Source organism: Bacillus sp. YKCMOAS1 (assembly GCF_030268125.1).
In the GTDB taxonomy this organism is placed as follows: domain Bacteria; phylum Bacillota; class Bacilli; order Bacillales; family Bacillaceae; genus Bacillus; species Bacillus safensis.
Genome location: NZ_BSEI01000001.1, coordinates 100,367 through 119,568, shown reverse-complemented (window position 1 = coordinate 119,568; position 19,202 = coordinate 100,367). Strand labels below are relative to the sequence as shown.

Here is a 19,202-nt window from a genome sequence, read left to right as displayed (position 1 = left end):
TATGCTGATAAAAATGAAAAGGGGAAGATGGGATATGTCATTTTTTAAAAAGCTAGCGGCAAGTGCTGGGATTGGTGCAGCAAAAGTAGATACCATTTTAGAGAAAAACGCTTATTTTCCAGGACAAGAAGTAAAGGGAACTGTCCATGTAAAGGGCGGAAAAATTGCTCAGGACATCCGCTATATCAATGTCAAGATTCAAACACAGTATGTGATTGTGAAAGATGATGAAGAGCATAGAAAATATGTGAATATCTTTACTTTACGGGTGACGGATTCTTTTACCATCCAGCCTGGAGAAAAGCATGAATTTCCGTTTTCATTTATTCTTCCTATCGATACCCCAATGACGATCGGAAAAGTAGAAATTGCAGTAATGACAGACCTTGATATCCAAGGCGGAATCGATAAATCTGACTATGACCGCATTTTCGTTGAAGCACACCCTTGGGTGAGAAATGTACTGGAGGCCACTAGAAATCTTGGCTTCCACCTGAACGAAGCAGACTGTGAGCAAGCACCTTACTTTCAGCGGCGCCTGCCATTCGTCCAAGAATTCGAGTTCATTCCGACATCAGACTACTATCGTTATATGCTTGATGAGCTAGAGCTGATTTTTCTGATAGATGAAGGCTGCTTAGAGATTGTTTTTGAAGTCGACCGAAGAGCAAGAGGCCTGAGAGGATGGCTCGAAGAGATGTATAATGAAGGAGAACAGCTTGCGCGCTACCGCTTCAGTCCATCAGATCTTGAAAATGTAGAAGTGCTTGAAGGAATGCTAGAACAAATCATAGATCAATACGCTGAGTAATGATGAAAAAAGAGCCTGAATGAAGACAGGCTCTTTTTTCTATGATATAGCTTCTTGTTTTCGAAAGGATGTGGCTTTGGATACAGAGCGATAAATTTTAGGTGCCAGCATCGCAAGTAATATAGTCAATGCGTAGTCTTTTACCATAAACCAGATCATAAAGAACCATGTGGTTTGATAGGAAATCGGTGCATTGAGCCATACATTTAATGCGAGGTATGTATAGGTCGTTCCAATCACATACATCACGGTCGTACCAGCAATGGCTGCAAGCAAAAAGCGGCCAAAGCCAGGGTTTTTTCTCTTTTCTAGAATGAATCCGGCAAGCCAGGCAGCAGGGATGTACGATAATACAAAGCCACCGCTTTTGCCTAAAATGACCCCAAAGCCCGCAGAGAACTGGGCGAATACAGGTGCACCAGCAATTCCAACCAAGGCATAGACAATCATAGCTAATGCCCCAAGCCGTCTGCCGAGTAAGAGACCGGCAAGCACACAAAAAAACGGCTGCATCGTAAGTGGAATTCCGCCAACCTGTAAAAACGGCACAATGGATGTAATATTGGCCCCGATAGCCATGAGTGCAGCAAACATTCCGACTAGCACAAAGTCAGCAGTTCGTGTCTTCTTTTGCATGATGTTTCCCCCTGTCTTATCTGTACAAATAGATTAAGGGGAAGAAGAAATTTTGTCAACTTGTTTTTATTTTAAGTTAACAATAAAAACCCGCCCATCAAGAGGGCGGGTAGTTGATTAAGCTTCAGTCATAAAAGTGGCATCGATGGCTCTGCTGACAGGTACGTAATCATAGCCGAGATCACGAGCGACCGCTTCGTACGTGATATGTCCGTTCATGACATTGACACCTTCTGCGATGGCATTGTTTTCTCTAATAGCTTTTGCAGCGCCTTTATTCGCAATTTGCAGTGCATATGGAACAGTGACATTCGTTAACGCAACAGTTGATGTCCGCGGAACCGCACCTGGCATGTTGGCGACAGCATAATGCAATATGCCGTGTTTTTCATAAGTAGGCTGGTCATGGGTTGTGATATGATCAATGGTTTCGACAATGCCGCCTTGATCAATCGCTACATCTACGATGACAGAACCAGGCTTCATTTGTTTCACCATTTCTTCTGTCACAAGCGTCGGTGCTTTGGCACCAGGAATCAGCACAGCACAGATGAGAAGATCTGCTTCACTGACTGAATCTGCAATGTTGACAGGATTGGACATTAACGTTTTCATTTGATGGCCAAATTGGTCGTCCAGTTGACGCAGGCGTTCTGCGTTTACATCAATCAGGGTGACATCTGCGCCAAGTCCAATTGCCATTTTCGCTGCGTTTGTTCCAACAACCCCGCCGCCAATAATGGTGACCTTTCCTCTTGATACCCCTGGTACACCTGCAAGTAAAATACCCTTTCCGCCTTTTGGCTTTTCTAAAAATTGTGCACCAATTTGAGCGGCCATTCTGCCTGCTACTTCAGACATAGGTGTGAGAAGAGGGAGTGATTTTCCGTCCGTTACGGTTTCATAAGCAATGGCTGTAACGCCTTTTTGTTTTAATGCTTCAGCCAAGGAGGGCTCTGCGGCTAGATGCAGGTACGTAAATAAGATGAGTCCTTCTCTGAAATAAGGATATTCCTCAGGTAATGGTTCTTTTACTTTCATGATCATATCAGAAGATGCCCATACATCTTTCGCCTGATCAAGAATCTCTGCACCAACAGATACATAATCGTCATCAGTGAATCCGCTTCCAAAACCAGCGTTTGTTTCAATTAAAATCTGATGTCCAGCTGAAAGCAATTGAGAAGCTGCTCCTGGTGTTAATGCCACTCGGTTTTCATTGTTCTTAATTTCTTTCGGAATGCCGATGATCATGTTTATTCCTCCTATGCTTATCTATTCATATTGTATGTCTAGTGTATCCTGAAAGTTTAGAAAATTCTTCGGTTGAAATAAAAAATAAAAAAACGCCTCTTTGTGAAATTTCACAAATGGACGTTTTTTAGCTTCATATCAAGGTATATGGTCATTTTCTCATTCATGTTTTTTAAATCAATTTCTGCGATGTCTGTAATCCGTTTTAATCGATAATTTAAGGTATTGATGTGGATATTTAATTGCTTTGCGGCAATATTGGCATTGCTGTCACAGTCAATAAACCGTTCAAGTGTTTCGACGAGGTTGGAATGATGCCTCAGGTCGTAATCCTCGAGCTTCGATAAAGAGTAACTGGAGTAAGAAGAGCCCTTTCGCTTCTCAGCAAGCACATCAAGGTATTGATAAATGCCTAGTTCAGAAAAGCTGTTTAAACGTTCTGTTTCAACTGGAAAGCGTTCTTTCGTTTTTAATACAGCCAGTGCTTCTTTATAGGAAGGCTGAATTTGAGAGATGTTATCGTAAATTCCTCCAATTGCTGCCTGAACATGCTGAATATGATACCGGTCCGCAAGCTGCTGCAGCATGCCGCTTGTGAATTGTTTAATATCTTGAAGCGGATGTTCTGTTTTTGGTGAGACAAGAATAATGAATTCGTGAAAATCAACAGTCGTTAACAGTACCTGTACTTGCTGTGTTGTTTCAAGCAGATAGGACAGCTTTTTTTCTGTCTCCTCTGTGAGTTCGTCACGAAGACGGAAGATGATGATGGCATATGTGTCTGGACATCTGATGCCAAGTCTTAAAAATAGGTCAAGCATCTCATCCTTTTCATGAATATGACCCGTGAGCATCTTCCAGAAAAGCTCCTGATTGCGTTCCTCTGTTTTCGTTTTTCGAATTTGTAAATTGAGTAATTTGTTTTTCACGGCATGTGCTGCCATTTTGAGAAGGTCCATTTCTTCTTCTGAAAATGGCTGTGCGGATTCAATCGCCCAAATAAATCCGAGCACTTCTTTGTCCTTCCAGATGGAAATGGCGACCCTGCTAGATAAACCGACCTCTGCAATTTGAGGGACACGAAGCGGTTCGTCTGTTTTAAGGAGTGTAGGAATGATGCCGTCCTTCCAAAGCCGATTGATGACTTTTTCCGGTACCCGGCGGGAGATAATGGTTGAAGTTCTGGCGGGATCAGTAAAATCATTGTGTGTGCTATATGCCAATAATCGATGATGAGTATCTTCTATAGTAATAGGGCAATTGAGCACATCACTTATTTGGTCTGCCACATCCTCTAAACGATCAAGACTATACTTAAACGGATCTGTCTTTTTTGTCATAAAAAACCCCTGCTTTTTCGAATATTTCACGTACTTACATTATGAAGAGAATGAGGTACGTAAATCAACAAAAAACTGCCATAAACTTAAAAAAACAAAAAGTGTGAGAAGCAAGCAAGTGGATGTTGAAGCACGATGAAAAAGAAATAGTACAATAATAACGTAGTAAAAAATCAATAGGCGGAAAGGTCCACCAAAGTCGGTGGATACTTATTAAGAATATATGACCAAAAAACTGTTAAATACTAGATAAAAAGCGAAAAACCAGTAATTCTATAGACTCATTTTGTAAAATAAAAACAGATTTGTTTGACTGTGTATCATTTCTGTTTTTATAATAATAACGTCAAAAAATAAGTGGATTAGCCCATTATATGGCGGCTATGCACGGGAGGTAATGAGGAATATGTCAGGAATTATTCGCGTAACCCCAGAAGAACTAAGAGCGACCGCTAAGCAATATGGTGTTGAAAGTCAAGAAGTGTTAAACCAAGTTGATCGTCTAAATAGAATGATCTCTGATTTAAAAGGAATGTGGGAAGGTGCTTCTAGTGAAGCATTTGCTGATCAATACGAACAGCTTAAGCCTTCATTTATCAAAATGTCTGATCTATTAACAGATGTCAGCAATCAGCTTGATCAAACGGCAAATACACTTGAAAGCACTGACCAAGACATCGCAAGCCAAATCCGCGGCTAATCAAGGGGATTTCCTTTCTAAGTGTGAAAAGCAGAAACAGCGCCGAGTCTGTCAATGGATGCCGGCGCTCTTTCTATTTTGTGAGGTGGAAATTTGTGTATATCGATATTACCATCGACTTAAAAAATTATGATGGCAGTGTGTTTGATTTGAGACTATCAAATTATTTACATATTAAACAAGTCATCCATATCGCCTGGCAGGCAAAACAAATCTCGCTTCCAAAGCGGGAAGGCGGATGGGTGCGAGTAGTCAATAAGAAAGCTGTGTTTTCAGGCGAATATAAGCTGTCAGACTGTGGAATTACCACAGGAGACAGGCTGGAAATACTATGAAAGGACTTTTGTAAATGGCAGATAAAAAGAGTTCCTATTTAGAAGAACAATTAGAAGCAGTCATGAAAAAAGAGGGAGGCACCTATACCTTTATTTTTCAAAAAGAGACAATTAAACTCTTAGACGGTTTAGAAGCGGCACCGATCAAAGACATCAACCCTTCATTTCAGAAAGAGATTCAATTAACTGAAGATGAGGTCATCATTTCTATTCAACCGCCTCCTGCCTATCAGGAATTTCGTTTCATCCATGCAAAGGATGAAAAAAGCAAATGGATTTTTTCGTACCAGCTTGTCGATGCAGTTCTTAAACACGACGTGAAACGGCTGCATCCTATTGTTTCTCCTGAAAACATTGTTTTTCATCAAGGCTTAGCTCCTGCATTTTTGCATTATGGAGTCAAAGAAAGCATCCCGCCATATGAAACTGATGAACATCGCCTGTTAAAAGAGGTCAAGGCCGTCGTTCTTCGAGTGGTTGACCATGAATATCAATTTCAAGAATATGTGGCTTACAATGAAACGTTGAAATTATCTGAGCTGGCAAAAGAAATTAGTGAAACGAAGTCGCTGGAAGAATTGTCAGCTTTGATTGAGCAAAAGATCAAAGCAATCGATACGAAAGAAAAAACGCTATTAACCATCCCTAAAAAGAAATGGAAGATTGAGCGATACATCGGACTAGGTCTGCTTGTCCTATTAATCCCTGCATTGGTGTACACCATTTACACCTTCTTTTTTGCCATGCCAAAACAAGAAGCATACGTCGAGGCAAACAAATATTATCTCAACAAGCAGTACAGTCAAGTGGTGGATACGTTAGAGAAATATCCAGCCAATAAAATGCCAGTCTCTCTTCAATATGAACTGGCCATTTCGTATGTACAAACGAATCAAGGCAGCCTCTTACTTGATCAACATAAAAAAGAAATCACAGAAACGTACACATTACAGACAGATCCGCAATACTTCCTATTCTGGATTCATATTGGACAAGGCAATAGCAAGGAAGCACTTGATATTGCACGGGTGCTTGGAGACGACAGGTACATATTCACGGCACTCGTCGCCTACCGCAATGAAATTCAAAACGATGACAGCCTTTCTGCTGAAGAAAAACAAAAACAGCTAGATCCAATCATTAAAGAAATGGCGAAATATGAAGAAAAAGAAACAACCGAGACAAGCACAAGTGACTCCTCGGGCGCAAGCCAAACAGATGAAACAGCTGAACAAAAAGAGCAGTCAAAAGCCGATCAAGAGAAAAAAGAGAAAGAATCTGAAGCGAAAAAGAAAACCTCTCAGACAAAAAAAGATGAGAAAAAATAATTCTTTCGATACAACTGACAGTTGGTGCTGTCCGATGAGGAGGTGGAGCGTTTGAGTCTTCTTTGGGTTTTTTATGAGGAGGATTATCAAACCGTCCGTTTAGATGAGCAGTTCAATCGAGAAGCTCTGATTGGACCTGAAATAGAGCATACGGTGACAATCCCTTCACTTTCATTTGATGAAGGGACAATTCGTTTATCTCCTGATGAACCGAATGATGGTTTTACTATTTATCAGGGGAATGAGAAGAAAGGAAAATTACTTCCACATGAACCATATCAGCTTGGTTCACTCACATTTATTTTAATGGATGCACATCATGATCAGCATATTTATTACCTAGGAAATAGAGTTGAGCTGTCTTTTTCACGTGAAGAGAAAGATGAGATTGATGTGTGGAAAGAACAAGCTCATTCCATGTTTCAAGATGCCAGCCAGTTCACTTTAGAGAAAATCGAAGGAACATGGTATGTCATGCCTCAGGACGAGACGATTTACGTGAACGGAAAAAAAATCCACGGTCCAGAGAAGGTTTATGCCGGAGATGAGCTGTTTTGGAACTTTCTGACGGTGACATTTATAGATGATGATTTATTACAGGTGACAGCTTACGAACCTTTTCAAACGCGTTTGGAAAAAACAAGACCTCCAAGCACAGAAACAAAACAAAAATACCCTTCATACAGACGTACACCGCGTTTGATTTATGATTTACCAGATGACCGGGTATCCTTTAGCTTTCCTTCGCAGGAGAGTGAAAATAACAGCAGAGGGCTTTGGCTTGTTGTCCTTCCGCCGCTTGTTATGCTCCTTGTGATGGGGATTGTCGCCCTTATCCAGCCGCGCGGAATCTTTATTGTCGTGTCGATGGCGATGTTTATCATGACGTTAATTACATCGTCCGTTCAATACTTTAAAGAAAAATCACAGCGCAAAAGACGAGAAGAGAAGCGGCAGCGAGTCTATTCTCTTTATTTAGAAAATAAGCGGAAAGAGCTGCAGGAGCTGTATGACCGCCAGCAATATATTTTGACGTATCATTATCCGTCATTTGAACAAATGAAGTATTTAACATCAGAAATCAGCGGCCGCATTTGGGAAAAGACGCTTGTAAGTGACGACTTCTTGCATCTGCGTCTTGGAACGGGCGCAGTCCCATCAAGCTATGAATTATCGATGAGCGGCGGGGATATGGCCAACCGGGATATTGATGACTTAATGGAACAAACGCAGCACATGCAAAAAGTATATCGTGAAGTGAAGAATGTCCCGATTACATTCGGCCTTGCGGATGGTCCAACAGGATTAATTGGGAAGCCTGCGATTGTGAAAAATGAGCTTCATCAGCTTGTCGGACAGCTTGCTTTCTCGCACAGCTATCACGATTTGAGATTTGTCTTTATCTTTCATGAGCAGGAGTATGAGAATTGGGAATGGATGAAATGGCTTCCGCACTTCCAGCTGCCTCATACATATGGCAAAGGGTTTATTTACAACGAACAAACACGCGATCAGCTGTTGTCCTCAATCTATGAAATTTTACGTGAGCGTGATTTAGAAGAAGAAAAAGAGAAGAAAATCTTTACGCCTCATTTTGTGTTCATCGTGACAAATCATGAGCTCATTGCCGAGCATGTGATTTTAGAATACTTAGAAGGCAGCCGGACAGATCTTGGTATTTCCATCATCTTTGCAGCAGAAACAAAGGAAAGTTTAGCTGAAAATATTTCGACGCTTGTCCGTTATATTAACGAAGAAGAAGGAGATATTCTCATTCAGCACAAGAAGGCAGTACGAATTCCGTTTCAGCTTGATACACATCAGCGCGGGGACAATGAACTGTTTGCCAGAACCCTGAGAACATTAGATCATCAAGTCGGTATGACCAATTCGATTCCTGAGACGGTCTCATTCCTTGATCTTTTCCATGCCAAACAGGTAGATGATATTGGCATTCGTGAAAAATGGCTGACTTCAGAAACGGCCAAATCATTATCAGTGCCAATCGGTTATAAAGGGAAAAACGACATTGTCGATCTGAACTTGCATGAAAAAGCACACGGCCCGCACGGACTATTGGCGGGAACTACGGGATCAGGGAAAAGTGAATTTTTACAGACGTATATTTTATCGCTCGCTGTACATTTTCATCCGCACGAAGTTGCTTTCCTGTTGATTGACTACAAAGGAGGCGGAATGGCGCAGCCGTTCCGAAATATTCCTCATTTACTTGGAACGATCACCAATATTGAAGGCAGCAAGAACTTTAGTGAAAGAGCGCTGGCCTCAATTAAAAGTGAATTAAAGAAAAGACAGCGGCTGTTTGATCAGTATCATGTGAATCACATCAATGATTATACGAAGCTCTATAAGGAGAAAAAGGCTGAGCAGGCAATGCCTCACCTGTTCTTAATCTCTGATGAGTTTGCTGAATTAAAAAGTGAAGAGCCAGACTTTATTAGGGAGCTTGTTAGTGCTGCACGTATCGGCCGAAGCCTCGGGGTCCATCTTATCTTAGCTACCCAAAAGCCAGGCGGAGTTATTGATGACCAGATTTGGAGTAACTCCCGCTTTAAGGTCGCACTCAAAGTGCAAGATGCGTCAGACAGTAAGGAAATTTTGAAAAATAGTGATGCAGCGTCCATTACCGTTACAGGCCGCGGTTATTTACAAGTGGGCAACAATGAAATTTATGAATTGTTCCAATCAGCTTGGAGCGGTGCACCATATATGGAAGATGGCTACGGCTCAGAAGATGATATTGCCATTGTGACAGATACTGGTCTTATTCCGTTATCAGGAGTAAGCACAGAGCCAGCAGTGAAAAAAGAGACAGTGACGGAAATTTCTGCTGTTGTGGATGAAATTGAACGTATGCAGCAAGAGCTTGGAATTGAGAAGCTGCCAAGTCCATGGCTTCCGCCGCTTGAAGAGCGGATTCCAAAAACACGTTACGCGTCGAGTGAAGAGCATGTCTTCCATTTTGCGCTTGTCGATGAACCAGATCAGCAAAGCCAGCATCCACTTTCTTATCAAATGATGGAAGATGGGAACATTGGCATCTTTGGTTCCTCCGGCTACGGCAAATCACTTGCTGCTACAACACTATTGATGAGCTTTGCGGAGAGGTATTCACCTGAAGAATGGCACGCATATATTTATGATTTCGGGAACGGAACATTGCTTCCGTTAGCCAAACTGCCGCATACGGCGGATTATTTCTTAATGGATCAGATGAGAAAGATTCAAAAATCAATGAAGCGTCTGCGGGAAGAGGTTGAATATCGCAAGCGGTTATTCAGACAGCAAGAAATGAGTCATATCAAAATGTACAATGCCTTAAATGAGAAAAAGCTTCCGTTCATTTTTATCGTGATTGATAACTTTGACATTGTCAAAGACGAAATGCATGATCTCGAATCTGAATTTATTCAGCTGAGCCGTGACGGACAATCACTAGGTATATACTTCTTGATTACGGCGACCCGGGTAAATGCAGTGCGTCAATCGCTGATGAACAATCTGAAAACTAAGATTGTCCATTACTTAATGGATCAAGGAGAGGCGTACTCGATTATTGGCAGACCGAAATTCAGTTTAGAGCCGATCCCAGGACGAGTGATTATCAACAAAGAAGAGCTTTATTTTGCGCAAATGTTTCTGCCAGTTGAAGGAGAGAATGATCTCGAATTGTTTGAGCATCTGAAACAAGAGATACAGCTTCTTCATGACCGCTTTGAAGCAGCCGAAAAACCAAAGCCTGTGCCGATGCTTCCTGATAAGCTGACAGTTTGGGAGCTTGAGAGTCGTTTAGATGAACAAAAACCGCCTTATGACATTCCAGTCGGATTAGATGAGGAATCTGTGGCACCTGTTTATTTTGACTTGAAAAAGAATAAACATTGCCTCATCATCGGTCAAACGCAGCGCGGGAAAACAAATGTGACAAAGCTAATGCTTGATCAGCTTTTAGTGGCAAAGCCTGAAAAACTGGCTGTCTTTGATTCGATTGATCGAGGTCTATCCCATTATGCAAAAGAAGAGAACATTGATTACCTTGAAACAAAGGATGATATCACGGAATGGGCAGAAGAAATGGACCGCTTATTCAAGGTGCGGGAAGAGATGTATGTCGAAGCTGTACGCCGAGGGGAGACCGATCAGCTGTCATTTCCTCAAATTGTGCTTGTAATTGATGGCATTACGCGTTTTCAGCAGACGATCGATCCGCGTCTTCAAGATCAATTGGCTGATTTCATGAAGTCATATGCGCACTTAGGCTTCAGCCTGATTGCATCAGGGAATCATACCGAGTTCAGTAAGGGCTATGATGCACTCACAAACGAAATCAAACAAGTTCGTCATGCCATGTTACTCATGAAAAAATCAGAGCAAAACATCATACCGCTTCCGTATGCAAGACAAGAACCAGACATTCAGCCAGGCTTCGGCTATTTGGTTGAAAACGGGAAAGAGAAGAAAATCCAGGTTCCTTTATGTGCGGTAGAAAGGAAGAGTGTTCAATGACAGAGCAGCAAAAAAGCTCCATCAAAATCATATCCACCATGATATTAATTCTTGTGCTGCCGGTTTTATTTTTCCACCTGATTGGAGATGATCCGGCAAAACAGAAGAAGAATGCCACACGAAATATTGCGGTGGTCAATGAGGATATGGGGGCGAGTGAAAGTGAAAACACGGCTCGTTTCGGACAGGATGTTGTGGCAGCATTGTCAGAGCGTCCTGATTATACATGGACTGTAGTGAATCGCAGCGCGGCGGAAAATGGACTGAAAAACAGAAAGTATGACGCTGTCCTCTATATTCCGTCTGACTTCTCTAAAAATGTGCTGAGCTATGATAAAGACCATCCGGAAAAGGCATCCATTCAATTTTCTATTCAAGATCAGCTCAATGCAGTCAATAAAGAGAAAGTGCAAAGAGAGCTGGAAAATGCGCAAAAGAAAATGAATGAACAGATGTCAACGCTATACTGGAGTTTTGTATCACAGGAAATTGGCAATGTGAGAGAAGAGTTTGAGCATATTGTCGGCAAAGAAGTCGAATTCCAAAATACGATGTACAACTTCTATAAACCGAACTCGAACAAATTATCAGATGCCGTACAGCAGCAGAAGAAACAAATAGAAGAATTAAAAAATGCAATGGCTGATTCACAGAAACAATATAAAGACGGCTTGAGTACAACAGAAGAAGCAAAGAACCAGTTAAAGGACTTTGTGAAAGTAGTCGATCAATACCAGCAGTATCAAGACAAACAAAAGGATCTCTTGATCAAAGCGCAATCAACAAACCAAAAGCAAATCCAGCAAGGGCTTAAACAGCTCGCTGACATTCAAAATCAAAATGCCCGCAGCTTTAGTGATCAAATGGGCGGACTTAAAACAGACATCAACGGGGTACAAAGCCAGTTGAAAACAACTGACAGCGCCATCCAATCTGTTCAAAGGTCGAGAGAAGAGGCTATTCCTAAGCAATCAACGGGATTAACGGAACTTGTGAAAGCGTCTCAGGAAGAACTGATTAAAAAGTATGAAGAGCGTTACTTAGAAGATTATCGAAATAAAATATCAGCCCTGCAGACAAAGCTATTAGCAAAAAGGCAAGAGTTAATGGACGAGCCGGAACCGCCAGTTGATTCTGATGATGACGGGCCATCAGACCAAGATAATGAAAATCCAGAAGAGATTGGGATTAACTTAGATGAAGAAACAAATGAACTCTCACAAATTTCAATAGAGATGAACGAACTTGCGGATCAATTAGGAGAACCGGAAACACCGCCTTCGACTGAAGATGGGGAACAAGGTGAAAGCGGTGAAAATCCTGCTCAGCCAGATACCAGCAGTAAGAATTCATCGCAGGATGACCTAAAAGCACTCTCAACTCGCTTAGATGAAGTGAAAAAGAAAATTCAAGAAAAAGCTGCTGCTCATAATGACGAATTGAAAGACAAAGTGAGTCAAATGAGTAAAGAGCTTGAGAGTCTGACGAAAAAAGTAGATAAACTTGAAAAGATGATTCTATCGTTACAAGATCGATATAATGTCATTCCAAATGAAATCAAAAATCAGGAATCATCCATTGTCAGCAAAGTAAAAGAGCTGAAGCGCAGAAATTCACCGATTAGTAATGTCTTTAGCGATAATCTTTTTGAGAAAAAATTCGAAACGAAATCAACAAGAACTAAAAAATTAATGGACTATTCAAATCAACTCTCTCAGCTAGAGCTGATGATCGCAAATGTCTATCAACCATCTAATAACTCTTCTCTTTATGACACAAAAGGAGAAGAAATCCAATCCATCCTCTCCATCAAAAAAGAAGAAACAGAAAACTGGGATAAGCTCAAAAACCAGATGCTGACATCAAACGATGATGTGTCTACTTTTATTGATGAGATGCAGAAGTTTTCAGATGGTTATGCTGAGTACATCACGACTCAGCAGGCAAGCATGGAACAGGAATTACAGACAATTTCTGAAAGTGCGGACAATGTAGCTGAGCAAATGGCTGATCAAGGAGATGCGGTATATACAGCAGACCTTGCAGGCAGTTCAATTGTTGTCAGTGCACAGGATTCAATTGGTCAGGAAGTGCTTCGTCTTTCTGAAAATATGAGTTCGTTAACCGACCGCCAAAAAGGGGTGGCGGATTATACGAATAACATTGAAGAGAGTGTCACAACAGTACAAGAAAAAGCAGATACGCTGAATGAAAACTGGAGCAAGAATGTCGACTCTACAAAACTTGTTCAGCAAGATTTAAAGGGTATTTTAGGAAATACATTAAGTGATCAAGGCAACAGCAACTATGTGTATAACCATTTAGCCAATCCACTGAAAATCAGCGGCGATGTGCCGGAAGAAAAAACGCAGACTGTACCGCCGGTGGTCATTTTGGTCATTGTGATGATCAGCAGTTTGTTAATTGGCTTTTTCAGCTCGTATTATGCGTCAGCTCCGATGCTGGTCAAAGGTGCACTGTTTGGCATCTTAAATCTATTAGTCGGACTCATGATCAGCTTGTTTGGACTGAACATTTACAAGCTTGCAGATGATCAAGCCATTCAATGGTCGATCTTCACCATTTTGTTATTAGTGGCGTGCTCTGCCTTTATACGCACGGCCTTCCTTTTCGGTTCCATTGCCGGATGGATGGCAGCAACGGCGCTTATTTTCTTCTTTGTCGCACCGTTAATTGATTTGGTGATGCCGAATTTCCACTTTACCAATCCAGTGACAGACGTGTACCTGTCGATCCAATATGGAAATGGAGACACCTTTGGAATGGGCGTCACAGGGTTAGTGATTTTAACTGTCCTTTTCATGGTCGTACCGCTTGTGAAAAGGCTATGGAAAGATAAAACAGAGGAACGTGATGTGACTCATGAAGCTTAATCTATTCGTGAAAGGGGCGGCACTCGCTGCCGTTTCCCTTTTTCTCCTCATCCCTGCCGCTTTTGCTGCTGGTGAAGATACGGATACGAATGTCAAGCCGAATGAATATCAGGAAAAGGAGCTCAATATTAACTCGAGTATATTGAGGGATCAAACGAAATATGAACAAAGTAAAACAACGTCAAAGGTCAAAACAGACATTCATTTTGCTGAACCGCCTAAAGCCCCGGGTGGATCTCTTTCTCCGCAGCTTTTCAGTGATCTAAAAGAGAACCCGCCCAAAACACCAGCTCACATGATGAAAGAGATGAATATCTCTTTTAGTGATTCGGCTGTATCAGCACCTTCTGAGGATGAACATGAGAAGCAGACATCGGCACTGCTTCCGATTATCTTTGGGTTCTTGATAGCCCTTGGTCTTGTCGTGATGATTATCCTGATTCCAAAGGTGAATGCGAAGGCTGAAAAGAAATAGTCTGTCTCTTTTAAAAGAGGCAGGCTTTTCTTTATGCAGATTGCTTGATGTCATACCGTTTCACTACGTAAAATAGTGATATCAAGGGAGGAGATTGTCATTCGAATTTCAATCGTTACAGGCGGATCAAAAGGTTTTGGCCTAGCACTTGTGAACAGGCTGCTTTCACGCGGAGATCATGTGTACACAGCAGCAAGAAGTGCATCGCCGATATCCGATCCAAAGCTCACACATACTCAGATCGATCTGACAGATGAAGAAGCAGCGGCCAAATGGCTTCAACATAGTCTCACGCCGCAAACTCTGGAAGATGCTGATGACATCTTATTCGTCAACAACGCAGGAATGGTCACACCTATCAAACGCGTTGGACAAGGCGGACATGATACGCTTCATCAGCATTACAAGTTGAATCTTGTCATTCCTGTTTTGCTGAGCCATGTGTTTGCCAAACAGACTCAATCTTTTAACGGGAAGAAAACGATCGTTCATCTCTCTTCTGGAGCGGCGAAAAACCCATACAAAGGCTGGAGTGCGTATTGCAGTTCAAAGGCAGGACTCGATATGTTTATGAGGACTTTTCATGAGGAACAGCAGGACGAGGCGCATCCGATCAACACGTTTTCCTTTTCACCTGGCACGATCGATACAGATATGCAGGGGGAAATTCGGAAGTCATCAAAACAAGACTTTGAACAAATAGACCGTTTTCAGCAATTATATGAAACAGGCACACTGAAGAGTCCAGATGAAGTCGCAGGTATTTTGCTCGATCTTTTAGGAGATGATCCAGCTGGCGGATGTGTCTACGATGCACGTGAGTATGTGAAAAAGCAGTCATAACGACTGCTGCAGCGTAAAGACAAACCCTTGCATTCGGTGTCAGGCCTGCGTGCTGGTGCTCACGAATGTCAAATTCGCTCCGCGCCAGTACTCGGCCTTCCTAGACTTCAAGGGTTTTCATATCACGCTGAAAAGAAGAAAAAAAGCAGTCATAACGACTGCTTTTTTCGTATTGTACAAGCAAAAACAGCTTATTTGACATAAGCTATTTTGGAGACTCATAGAAAATATAACAGAATATTTGAGTTTCTTTTCAGAATATGTTAGGATGCTAAAAATATAGATAAGGAGGGGTTTCCATGAGAAAGGTTACATTAATGGATGTTTACACCCATCCAGTCGCTCAAAAATATTTAAATCGTTCAGGTAAAGCCCATGCGATTGCTTGTGCTTATCACGCATTCAAACTGGCAGTGCAGGCTGGGATTAATCCAGATCTCGCTGTGAAAGCAGCCCTCTTGCATGATATCGGCCACTATGAATGGTATACAGCTGGCGGAGAATGGGATTACGAGACATATAGACGGAATGATATTCATGCCATAAAAGGCGCAGAGCGTGCTCACAAACTGCTCATACGCCTCGGTGAGGAACCAAAGGCAGCCAAAGATATTGCGCTTGCGATTCTGCTTCATACTGATTCATATTTGCCAGAGGGCGACCTTCATAAGGACACACTCCAGCAAATCGTTAAGAAAGCAGATGAAATGGATGAAGAGCCTGGCGGGCATCACCATTACAGACAAATAGACGAATCACTTGCAATGAAAAAAATCACGGAATTGGATCAGAAAGTGCAGCAGGCACTTCAGCCCATGAAACGCTCTGTTTAGTATGGAATGTCTCCATGAATATTTCCATGCTGATCGACATACAATGTGCGAATAACGGTACGGTTAAATGCTGATGTACCTGATGCAGTGAGTCCAGTGTAATGAACCGTGACAGAATAAGCACCCTCTTTTTTCAATTGAACAGCTGATGAAGCAGTTGTTTTGAGAGGATGATCTTTTTGGGCATCCTTAAAGTAATAGGTTTCTACTTTCTTGCTTAATCGTTTAATCAGACTGCTTGAATGGGTTGATGCATCATCCCCTGATTTCGCTGCCTCTGCTTTGATTTCTTCATTTAATGGTGAATCAAAGGATACGAGCAGCAAATAAGGAGCCATTTTTTCTGAATTTGATCGAATTGTCCATTTTCCAGGAACGGGTTTATTGATTTGCACATGGTGCGAAAATGCGCCTTCATATGGGAAAGATGCTTCCGATGTCTTCAGATTTGTTAAGACGTCTCCATTTGGGGCGATGATTTCCGGCTGCGCCTCATGCCTTTCATTTAACCACTGAATCGATAAGCCATTCGTTCCTTCCTCTACATAGAACGCTTCTGTTTTATCCTTTTCACTTTCTCCGCCTTTCACATAAACATCTGTATTCAGCTCAGTAGAGTTCGGGCTCTCTATATTTTCTCCAGTGCTTGTGGCATTTGCCAGCAGCTGATGCTGGAACACAGGGAACATGCTTGTGCCGTTTTTAATGGAGTTGTGATCCCATTTCCCTGTTAAAATATTGTTTGCATATGATAGTCTTGTGCTGCTTACCGTGACGGCGCCATCATTTGCACCAAAGCTCTTTAAATACATGCCGCCTAAATACAGCACCCCGCCAAATGTTCCCCATTCCGATCCCGAATAAGTGATGTATTTTTGAGGAAACTTCTCCAGCTTGTCGGTTTCACTTCGAAAAGCCGCCATGAGCCCCGTTTGCAAAGAATAGAGCGCATCGCTTTTTTGTCCAAGAATTTCCGCGAGCCAGCTTCCGCCCTTGCTATACGCTAAATCTGCCAGCGGCGTCCCGTAATGAGGGGAGCCAAGTGTGATGACCTTCTCTACATATGGATGGGCATTGTGATACACGAGTGCGGATTGTGTATCCACCCCGCCTTTACTATGACCAATCACAATGAGTTTTCGACCGAACACATCATAGATTTCTTTTAGCTTTTCTGCTAATAGTTTGCCATTCTTTTTCGTATCCTGATCTGGATACAAATCTATGAATGCGCATTCGTATCCGTTCAGAACAGCTTGCTTTGCCATGTCGTTTCGGTCGAACCATGTGGATGAGGAGCTGTTAATACCGTGAACAAAAACAAGTGGCGGTTTTGACTCGTCTTTTTGAACTGGCGCTTCCCCTTTAAACCACTTCCCCGGTGTCCCAGGTTCATCTCCAATTGATCCTGCATACGCATAACTTGCAAAGGAAAAAAAGAGCATGACAGCAGCGAGACAGATGAGTTTTTTCAAGATCATTCACCTCTTCAAATGATTTAAGTTGTTGGCAACACCAATCTATTATACTTCCAAAAGATGTAAAATTATATAAAATGTCAAAATATGGCATTTATGTTGTAGGTTTGCCCTGAGTGACATTCACATGGGTGATTGCATACGCTGTGGGTAAATACACAAGTAAAGGGGCAGGTAGGATGGCACAACAAGGAAGTCCACAGCTTGTTTCATTAGTTGATCCATATGTTTATCAAACATTGCAGAAAGTAATCGGTATGAGATTAATTGTTCAAACAGTAAAAGATACGGTGCGTGGAAAATTGAAGGAAGTCATGCCGGATCATATTGTCATTGAGGCGGGGGCGAAATCAGTTTTTTATGTGCGGATCCAGCAAATTGTATCGGTGATGCCTGATCACAGTGAAAGAGTGTAACAAGCAGACGCAAAGGTGTCTGCTTTTTTCATGCTTACAGAATGTATATCTGGAAAAAGTGCATGATATACCAATTGTTCTTTTTTTTACAAAAAATAAGGTTCTAAAACAAGAAGCAGTTGACAGAAGGTGGGTTGAATAGTAGTTTTTTAATAAGATCAATACGTAACAGGAGGAGCATCTTTGTTAAAATCTAAAGTTCATTTCTGGACATTCCAAATATTACTTGTTTTACTCATTGTTTATGTATCAACAAAGGTTTCGTTTTTATTTCAGCCGATTATTTTATTTGCTTCAACCTTGTTTGTTCCCATCTTGCTGGCTGGAATTCTCTTTTTCATCTTTAATCCAATTGTTCGATTTTTGTCCAAGAAAATTCCTAGGACACTGGCTATCCTGATCATTTATCTTTTGTTCATCGGACTCATCACGTTCATTGTGAATGCTGCGGGACCGATTATTGTCACGCAGGTCGGTGGACTTGTCAAAAGCTTCCCTGGTTATGTGACGGATATGCAGAAATTTATGAATGACTTCTCGCATTCTAAAACATTTACTTGGATGATGAACCAAGATTATGTCTCCGTCTCGAAGTTTGAACAGACAATTGTTTCGACATTAAAAGATTTGCCGGAAAATATTGCTTCAAGTATGTCTGCTGTGTTTGGCGTGATTGCCAATATTGCTTTAGCTGTGATCACAGTTCCGTTCATTTTGTTTTATATGTTGAAAGACGGACATAAGTTTCCGGACAAGCTCGTTCAATTTTTGCCAATGCCTTACCGTAAAGAAGGATTAAAAATCTTTAAAGAATTAAACGATACGCTTGCGGCTTACATACAAGGGCAGATTGTCGTCTGTTTATTTGTTGGAGTGGCTTGTTTTATCGGGTACTTATTAATTGGTGTGAAATATGCGCTCATTCTCGGTATTATCATTGCGGTCACGAATGTGATTCCTTACCTTGGGCCATATCTTGGCGCGGCACCAGCTGTGCTTATTGCGTTTCTTGATTCGCCTGGAAAAGCTGTGGTGACAGTGATTGTGATTCTTGTCGTTCAGCAAGTTGATGGAAATGTCATTTCTCCATTGATTATTGGGAAACGCCTCAACACACATCCTTTGACCATTATCCTGCTATTAATTGGGGCAGGGAGCTTTGGCGGAATTCTTGGTATGATCTTTGCGGTCCCTGTCTATGCACTGCTTAAAGCCATCACCTTGAATATTGTCAGATTGGTGCAGCTGCGTCAGCGATCTCGTAAGGAACAGCATTTAAACGTCTAGGACAGATGCACACCTTTTCCCTTTATGCATAAGATGATTGAGATA

15 protein-coding genes are annotated in these 19,202 nt (G+C 41.7%); 11 read left to right on the top strand and 4 right to left on the bottom strand.

All coding sequences use genetic code 11. The features are described 5' to 3' along the window. The first annotated feature begins 34 nt into the window (after positions 1–34). Positions 35–811, top strand: coding sequence for a sporulation protein (locus QSJ46_RS00670; protein ID WP_285604140.1), 777 nt, complete (start codon positions 35–37; stop codon positions 809–811). Between the two features lie 39 nt (positions 812–850). Here the strand turns inward: QSJ46_RS00670 and QSJ46_RS00665 are convergent, their stop codons facing one another. From QSJ46_RS00665 to QSJ46_RS00655, 3 genes are all read right to left on the bottom strand, one after another. After that, the gene (locus QSJ46_RS00665; RefSeq protein ID WP_285604139.1) at positions 851–1,447 is read right to left on the bottom strand and encodes a biotin transporter BioY; all 597 of its coding nucleotides are present in this window, start codon (positions 1,445–1,447) and stop codon (positions 851–853) included. A gap of 117 nt (positions 1,448–1,564) precedes the next feature. Next, a complete protein-coding gene (ald, locus tag QSJ46_RS00660) occupies positions 1,565–2,701 on the bottom strand; it encodes an alanine dehydrogenase (RefSeq protein WP_285604138.1) in 1,137 nt (378 codons plus the stop codon). A 110-nt stretch (positions 2,702–2,811) separates the two neighbouring features. After that, on the bottom strand, positions 2,812–4,041 hold the full coding sequence (locus tag QSJ46_RS00655) for a sporulation transcriptional activator AdeR (protein WP_024423341.1): 1,230 nt from the start codon (positions 4,039–4,041) through the stop codon (positions 2,812–2,814). Between the two features lie 406 nt (positions 4,042–4,447). Between QSJ46_RS00655 and QSJ46_RS00650 the strand changes: the two genes are divergently transcribed. The 8 genes from QSJ46_RS00650 (at position 4,448) to QSJ46_RS00615 (ending at position 15,976) form a co-directional block, all read left to right on the top strand. Beyond that, positions 4,448–4,741, top strand: a complete 294-nt coding sequence (locus QSJ46_RS00650; RefSeq protein WP_003213769.1) for a WXG100 family type VII secretion target — start codon at positions 4,448–4,450, stop codon at positions 4,739–4,741. Between the two features lie 95 nt (positions 4,742–4,836). Continuing rightward, the gene (gene yukD, locus QSJ46_RS00645) at positions 4,837–5,076 is read left to right on the top strand and encodes an ESX secretion system protein YukD (protein WP_003213579.1); all 240 of its coding nucleotides are present in this window, start codon (positions 4,837–4,839) and stop codon (positions 5,074–5,076) included. Between the two features lie 14 nt (positions 5,077–5,090). Then, the gene (gene essB, locus QSJ46_RS00640; protein ID WP_024425959.1) at positions 5,091–6,404 is read left to right on the top strand and encodes a type VII secretion protein EssB; all 1,314 of its coding nucleotides are present in this window, start codon (positions 5,091–5,093) and stop codon (positions 6,402–6,404) included. Between the two features lie 51 nt (positions 6,405–6,455). Beyond that, positions 6,456–10,931 carry a type VII secretion protein EssC gene (essC, locus tag QSJ46_RS00635; protein ID WP_024425958.1) on the top strand — a complete coding sequence of 1,492 codons (4,476 nt, stop codon included), beginning with the start codon at positions 6,456–6,458 and terminating at the stop codon, positions 10,929–10,931. Next, positions 10,928–13,825: a type VII secretion protein EsaA gene (gene esaA, locus QSJ46_RS00630; protein WP_285604137.1), complete on the top strand. Its 2,898-nt coding sequence runs from the start codon at positions 10,928–10,930 to the stop codon at positions 13,823–13,825. Before essC ends, esaA begins: the two co-directional genes overlap by 4 nt. After that, positions 13,815–14,300, top strand: a complete 486-nt coding sequence (gene essA / locus QSJ46_RS00625) for a type VII secretion protein EssA (RefSeq protein ID WP_039181152.1) — start codon at positions 13,815–13,817, stop codon at positions 14,298–14,300. Before esaA ends, essA begins: the two co-directional genes overlap by 11 nt. 99 nt (positions 14,301–14,399) lie before the next feature. After that, entirely contained in the window at positions 14,400–15,143 is a 744-nt protein-coding gene (locus QSJ46_RS00620) for a (S)-benzoin forming benzil reductase (RefSeq protein ID WP_047203374.1), read from the top strand. Positions 15,144–15,442: 299 nt separating this feature from the next. Further along, a complete protein-coding gene (locus tag QSJ46_RS00615; RefSeq protein ID WP_024423336.1) occupies positions 15,443–15,976 on the top strand; it encodes an HD domain-containing protein in 534 nt (177 codons plus the stop codon). On the opposite strand, the gene QSJ46_RS00610 is transcribed toward QSJ46_RS00615, so the two are convergent. Beyond that, complete coding sequence (locus QSJ46_RS00610; RefSeq protein ID WP_285604136.1) at positions 15,973–17,457, bottom strand: esterase/lipase family protein; 1,485 nt, start codon at positions 17,455–17,457, stop codon at positions 15,973–15,975. The genes QSJ46_RS00615 and QSJ46_RS00610 overlap by 4 nt on opposite strands. 176 nt (positions 17,458–17,633) lie before the next feature. On the opposite strand from QSJ46_RS00610, the gene QSJ46_RS00605 reads away from it, so the two are divergent. Further along, the gene (locus tag QSJ46_RS00605) at positions 17,634–17,870 is read left to right on the top strand and encodes a YuzF family protein (RefSeq protein ID WP_024423334.1); all 237 of its coding nucleotides are present in this window, start codon (positions 17,634–17,636) and stop codon (positions 17,868–17,870) included. Positions 17,871–18,053: 183 nt separating this feature from the next. Next, positions 18,054–19,157: an AI-2E family transporter gene (locus QSJ46_RS00600; protein ID WP_039181146.1), complete on the top strand. Its 1,104-nt coding sequence runs from the start codon at positions 18,054–18,056 to the stop codon at positions 19,155–19,157. The last annotated feature ends 45 nt before the right edge of the window (positions 19,158–19,202 follow it).

What these genes read in the sequence shown, in the direction of transcription:
- QSJ46_RS00670 (WP_285604140.1), top strand. Translation starts at nt 35, where the DNA reads ATGTCATTTTTTAAAAAGCTAGCGGCAAGTGCTGGGATTGGTGCAGCA.
- QSJ46_RS00665 (WP_285604139.1), bottom strand. Translation starts at nt 1,447, where the DNA reads ATGCAAAAGAAGACACGAACTGCTGACTTTGTGCTAGTCGGAATGTTT.
- ald (WP_285604138.1), bottom strand. Translation starts at nt 2,701, where the DNA reads ATGATCATCGGCATTCCGAAAGAAATTAAGAACAATGAAAACCGAGTG.
- QSJ46_RS00655 (WP_024423341.1), bottom strand. Translation starts at nt 4,041, where the DNA reads ATGACAAAAAAGACAGATCCGTTTAAGTATAGTCTTGATCGTTTAGAG.
- QSJ46_RS00650 (WP_003213769.1), top strand. Translation starts at nt 4,448, where the DNA reads ATGTCAGGAATTATTCGCGTAACCCCAGAAGAACTAAGAGCGACCGCT.
- essB (WP_024425959.1), top strand. Translation starts at nt 5,091, where the DNA reads ATGGCAGATAAAAAGAGTTCCTATTTAGAAGAACAATTAGAAGCAGTC.
- esaA (WP_285604137.1), top strand. Translation starts at nt 10,928, where the DNA reads ATGACAGAGCAGCAAAAAAGCTCCATCAAAATCATATCCACCATGATA.
- essA (WP_039181152.1), top strand. Translation starts at nt 13,815, where the DNA reads ATGAAGCTTAATCTATTCGTGAAAGGGGCGGCACTCGCTGCCGTTTCC.
- QSJ46_RS00615 (WP_024423336.1), top strand. Translation starts at nt 15,443, where the DNA reads ATGAGAAAGGTTACATTAATGGATGTTTACACCCATCCAGTCGCTCAA.
- QSJ46_RS00610 (WP_285604136.1), bottom strand. Translation starts at nt 17,457, where the DNA reads ATGATCTTGAAAAAACTCATCTGTCTCGCTGCTGTCATGCTCTTTTTT.
- QSJ46_RS00605 (WP_024423334.1), top strand. Translation starts at nt 17,634, where the DNA reads ATGGCACAACAAGGAAGTCCACAGCTTGTTTCATTAGTTGATCCATAT.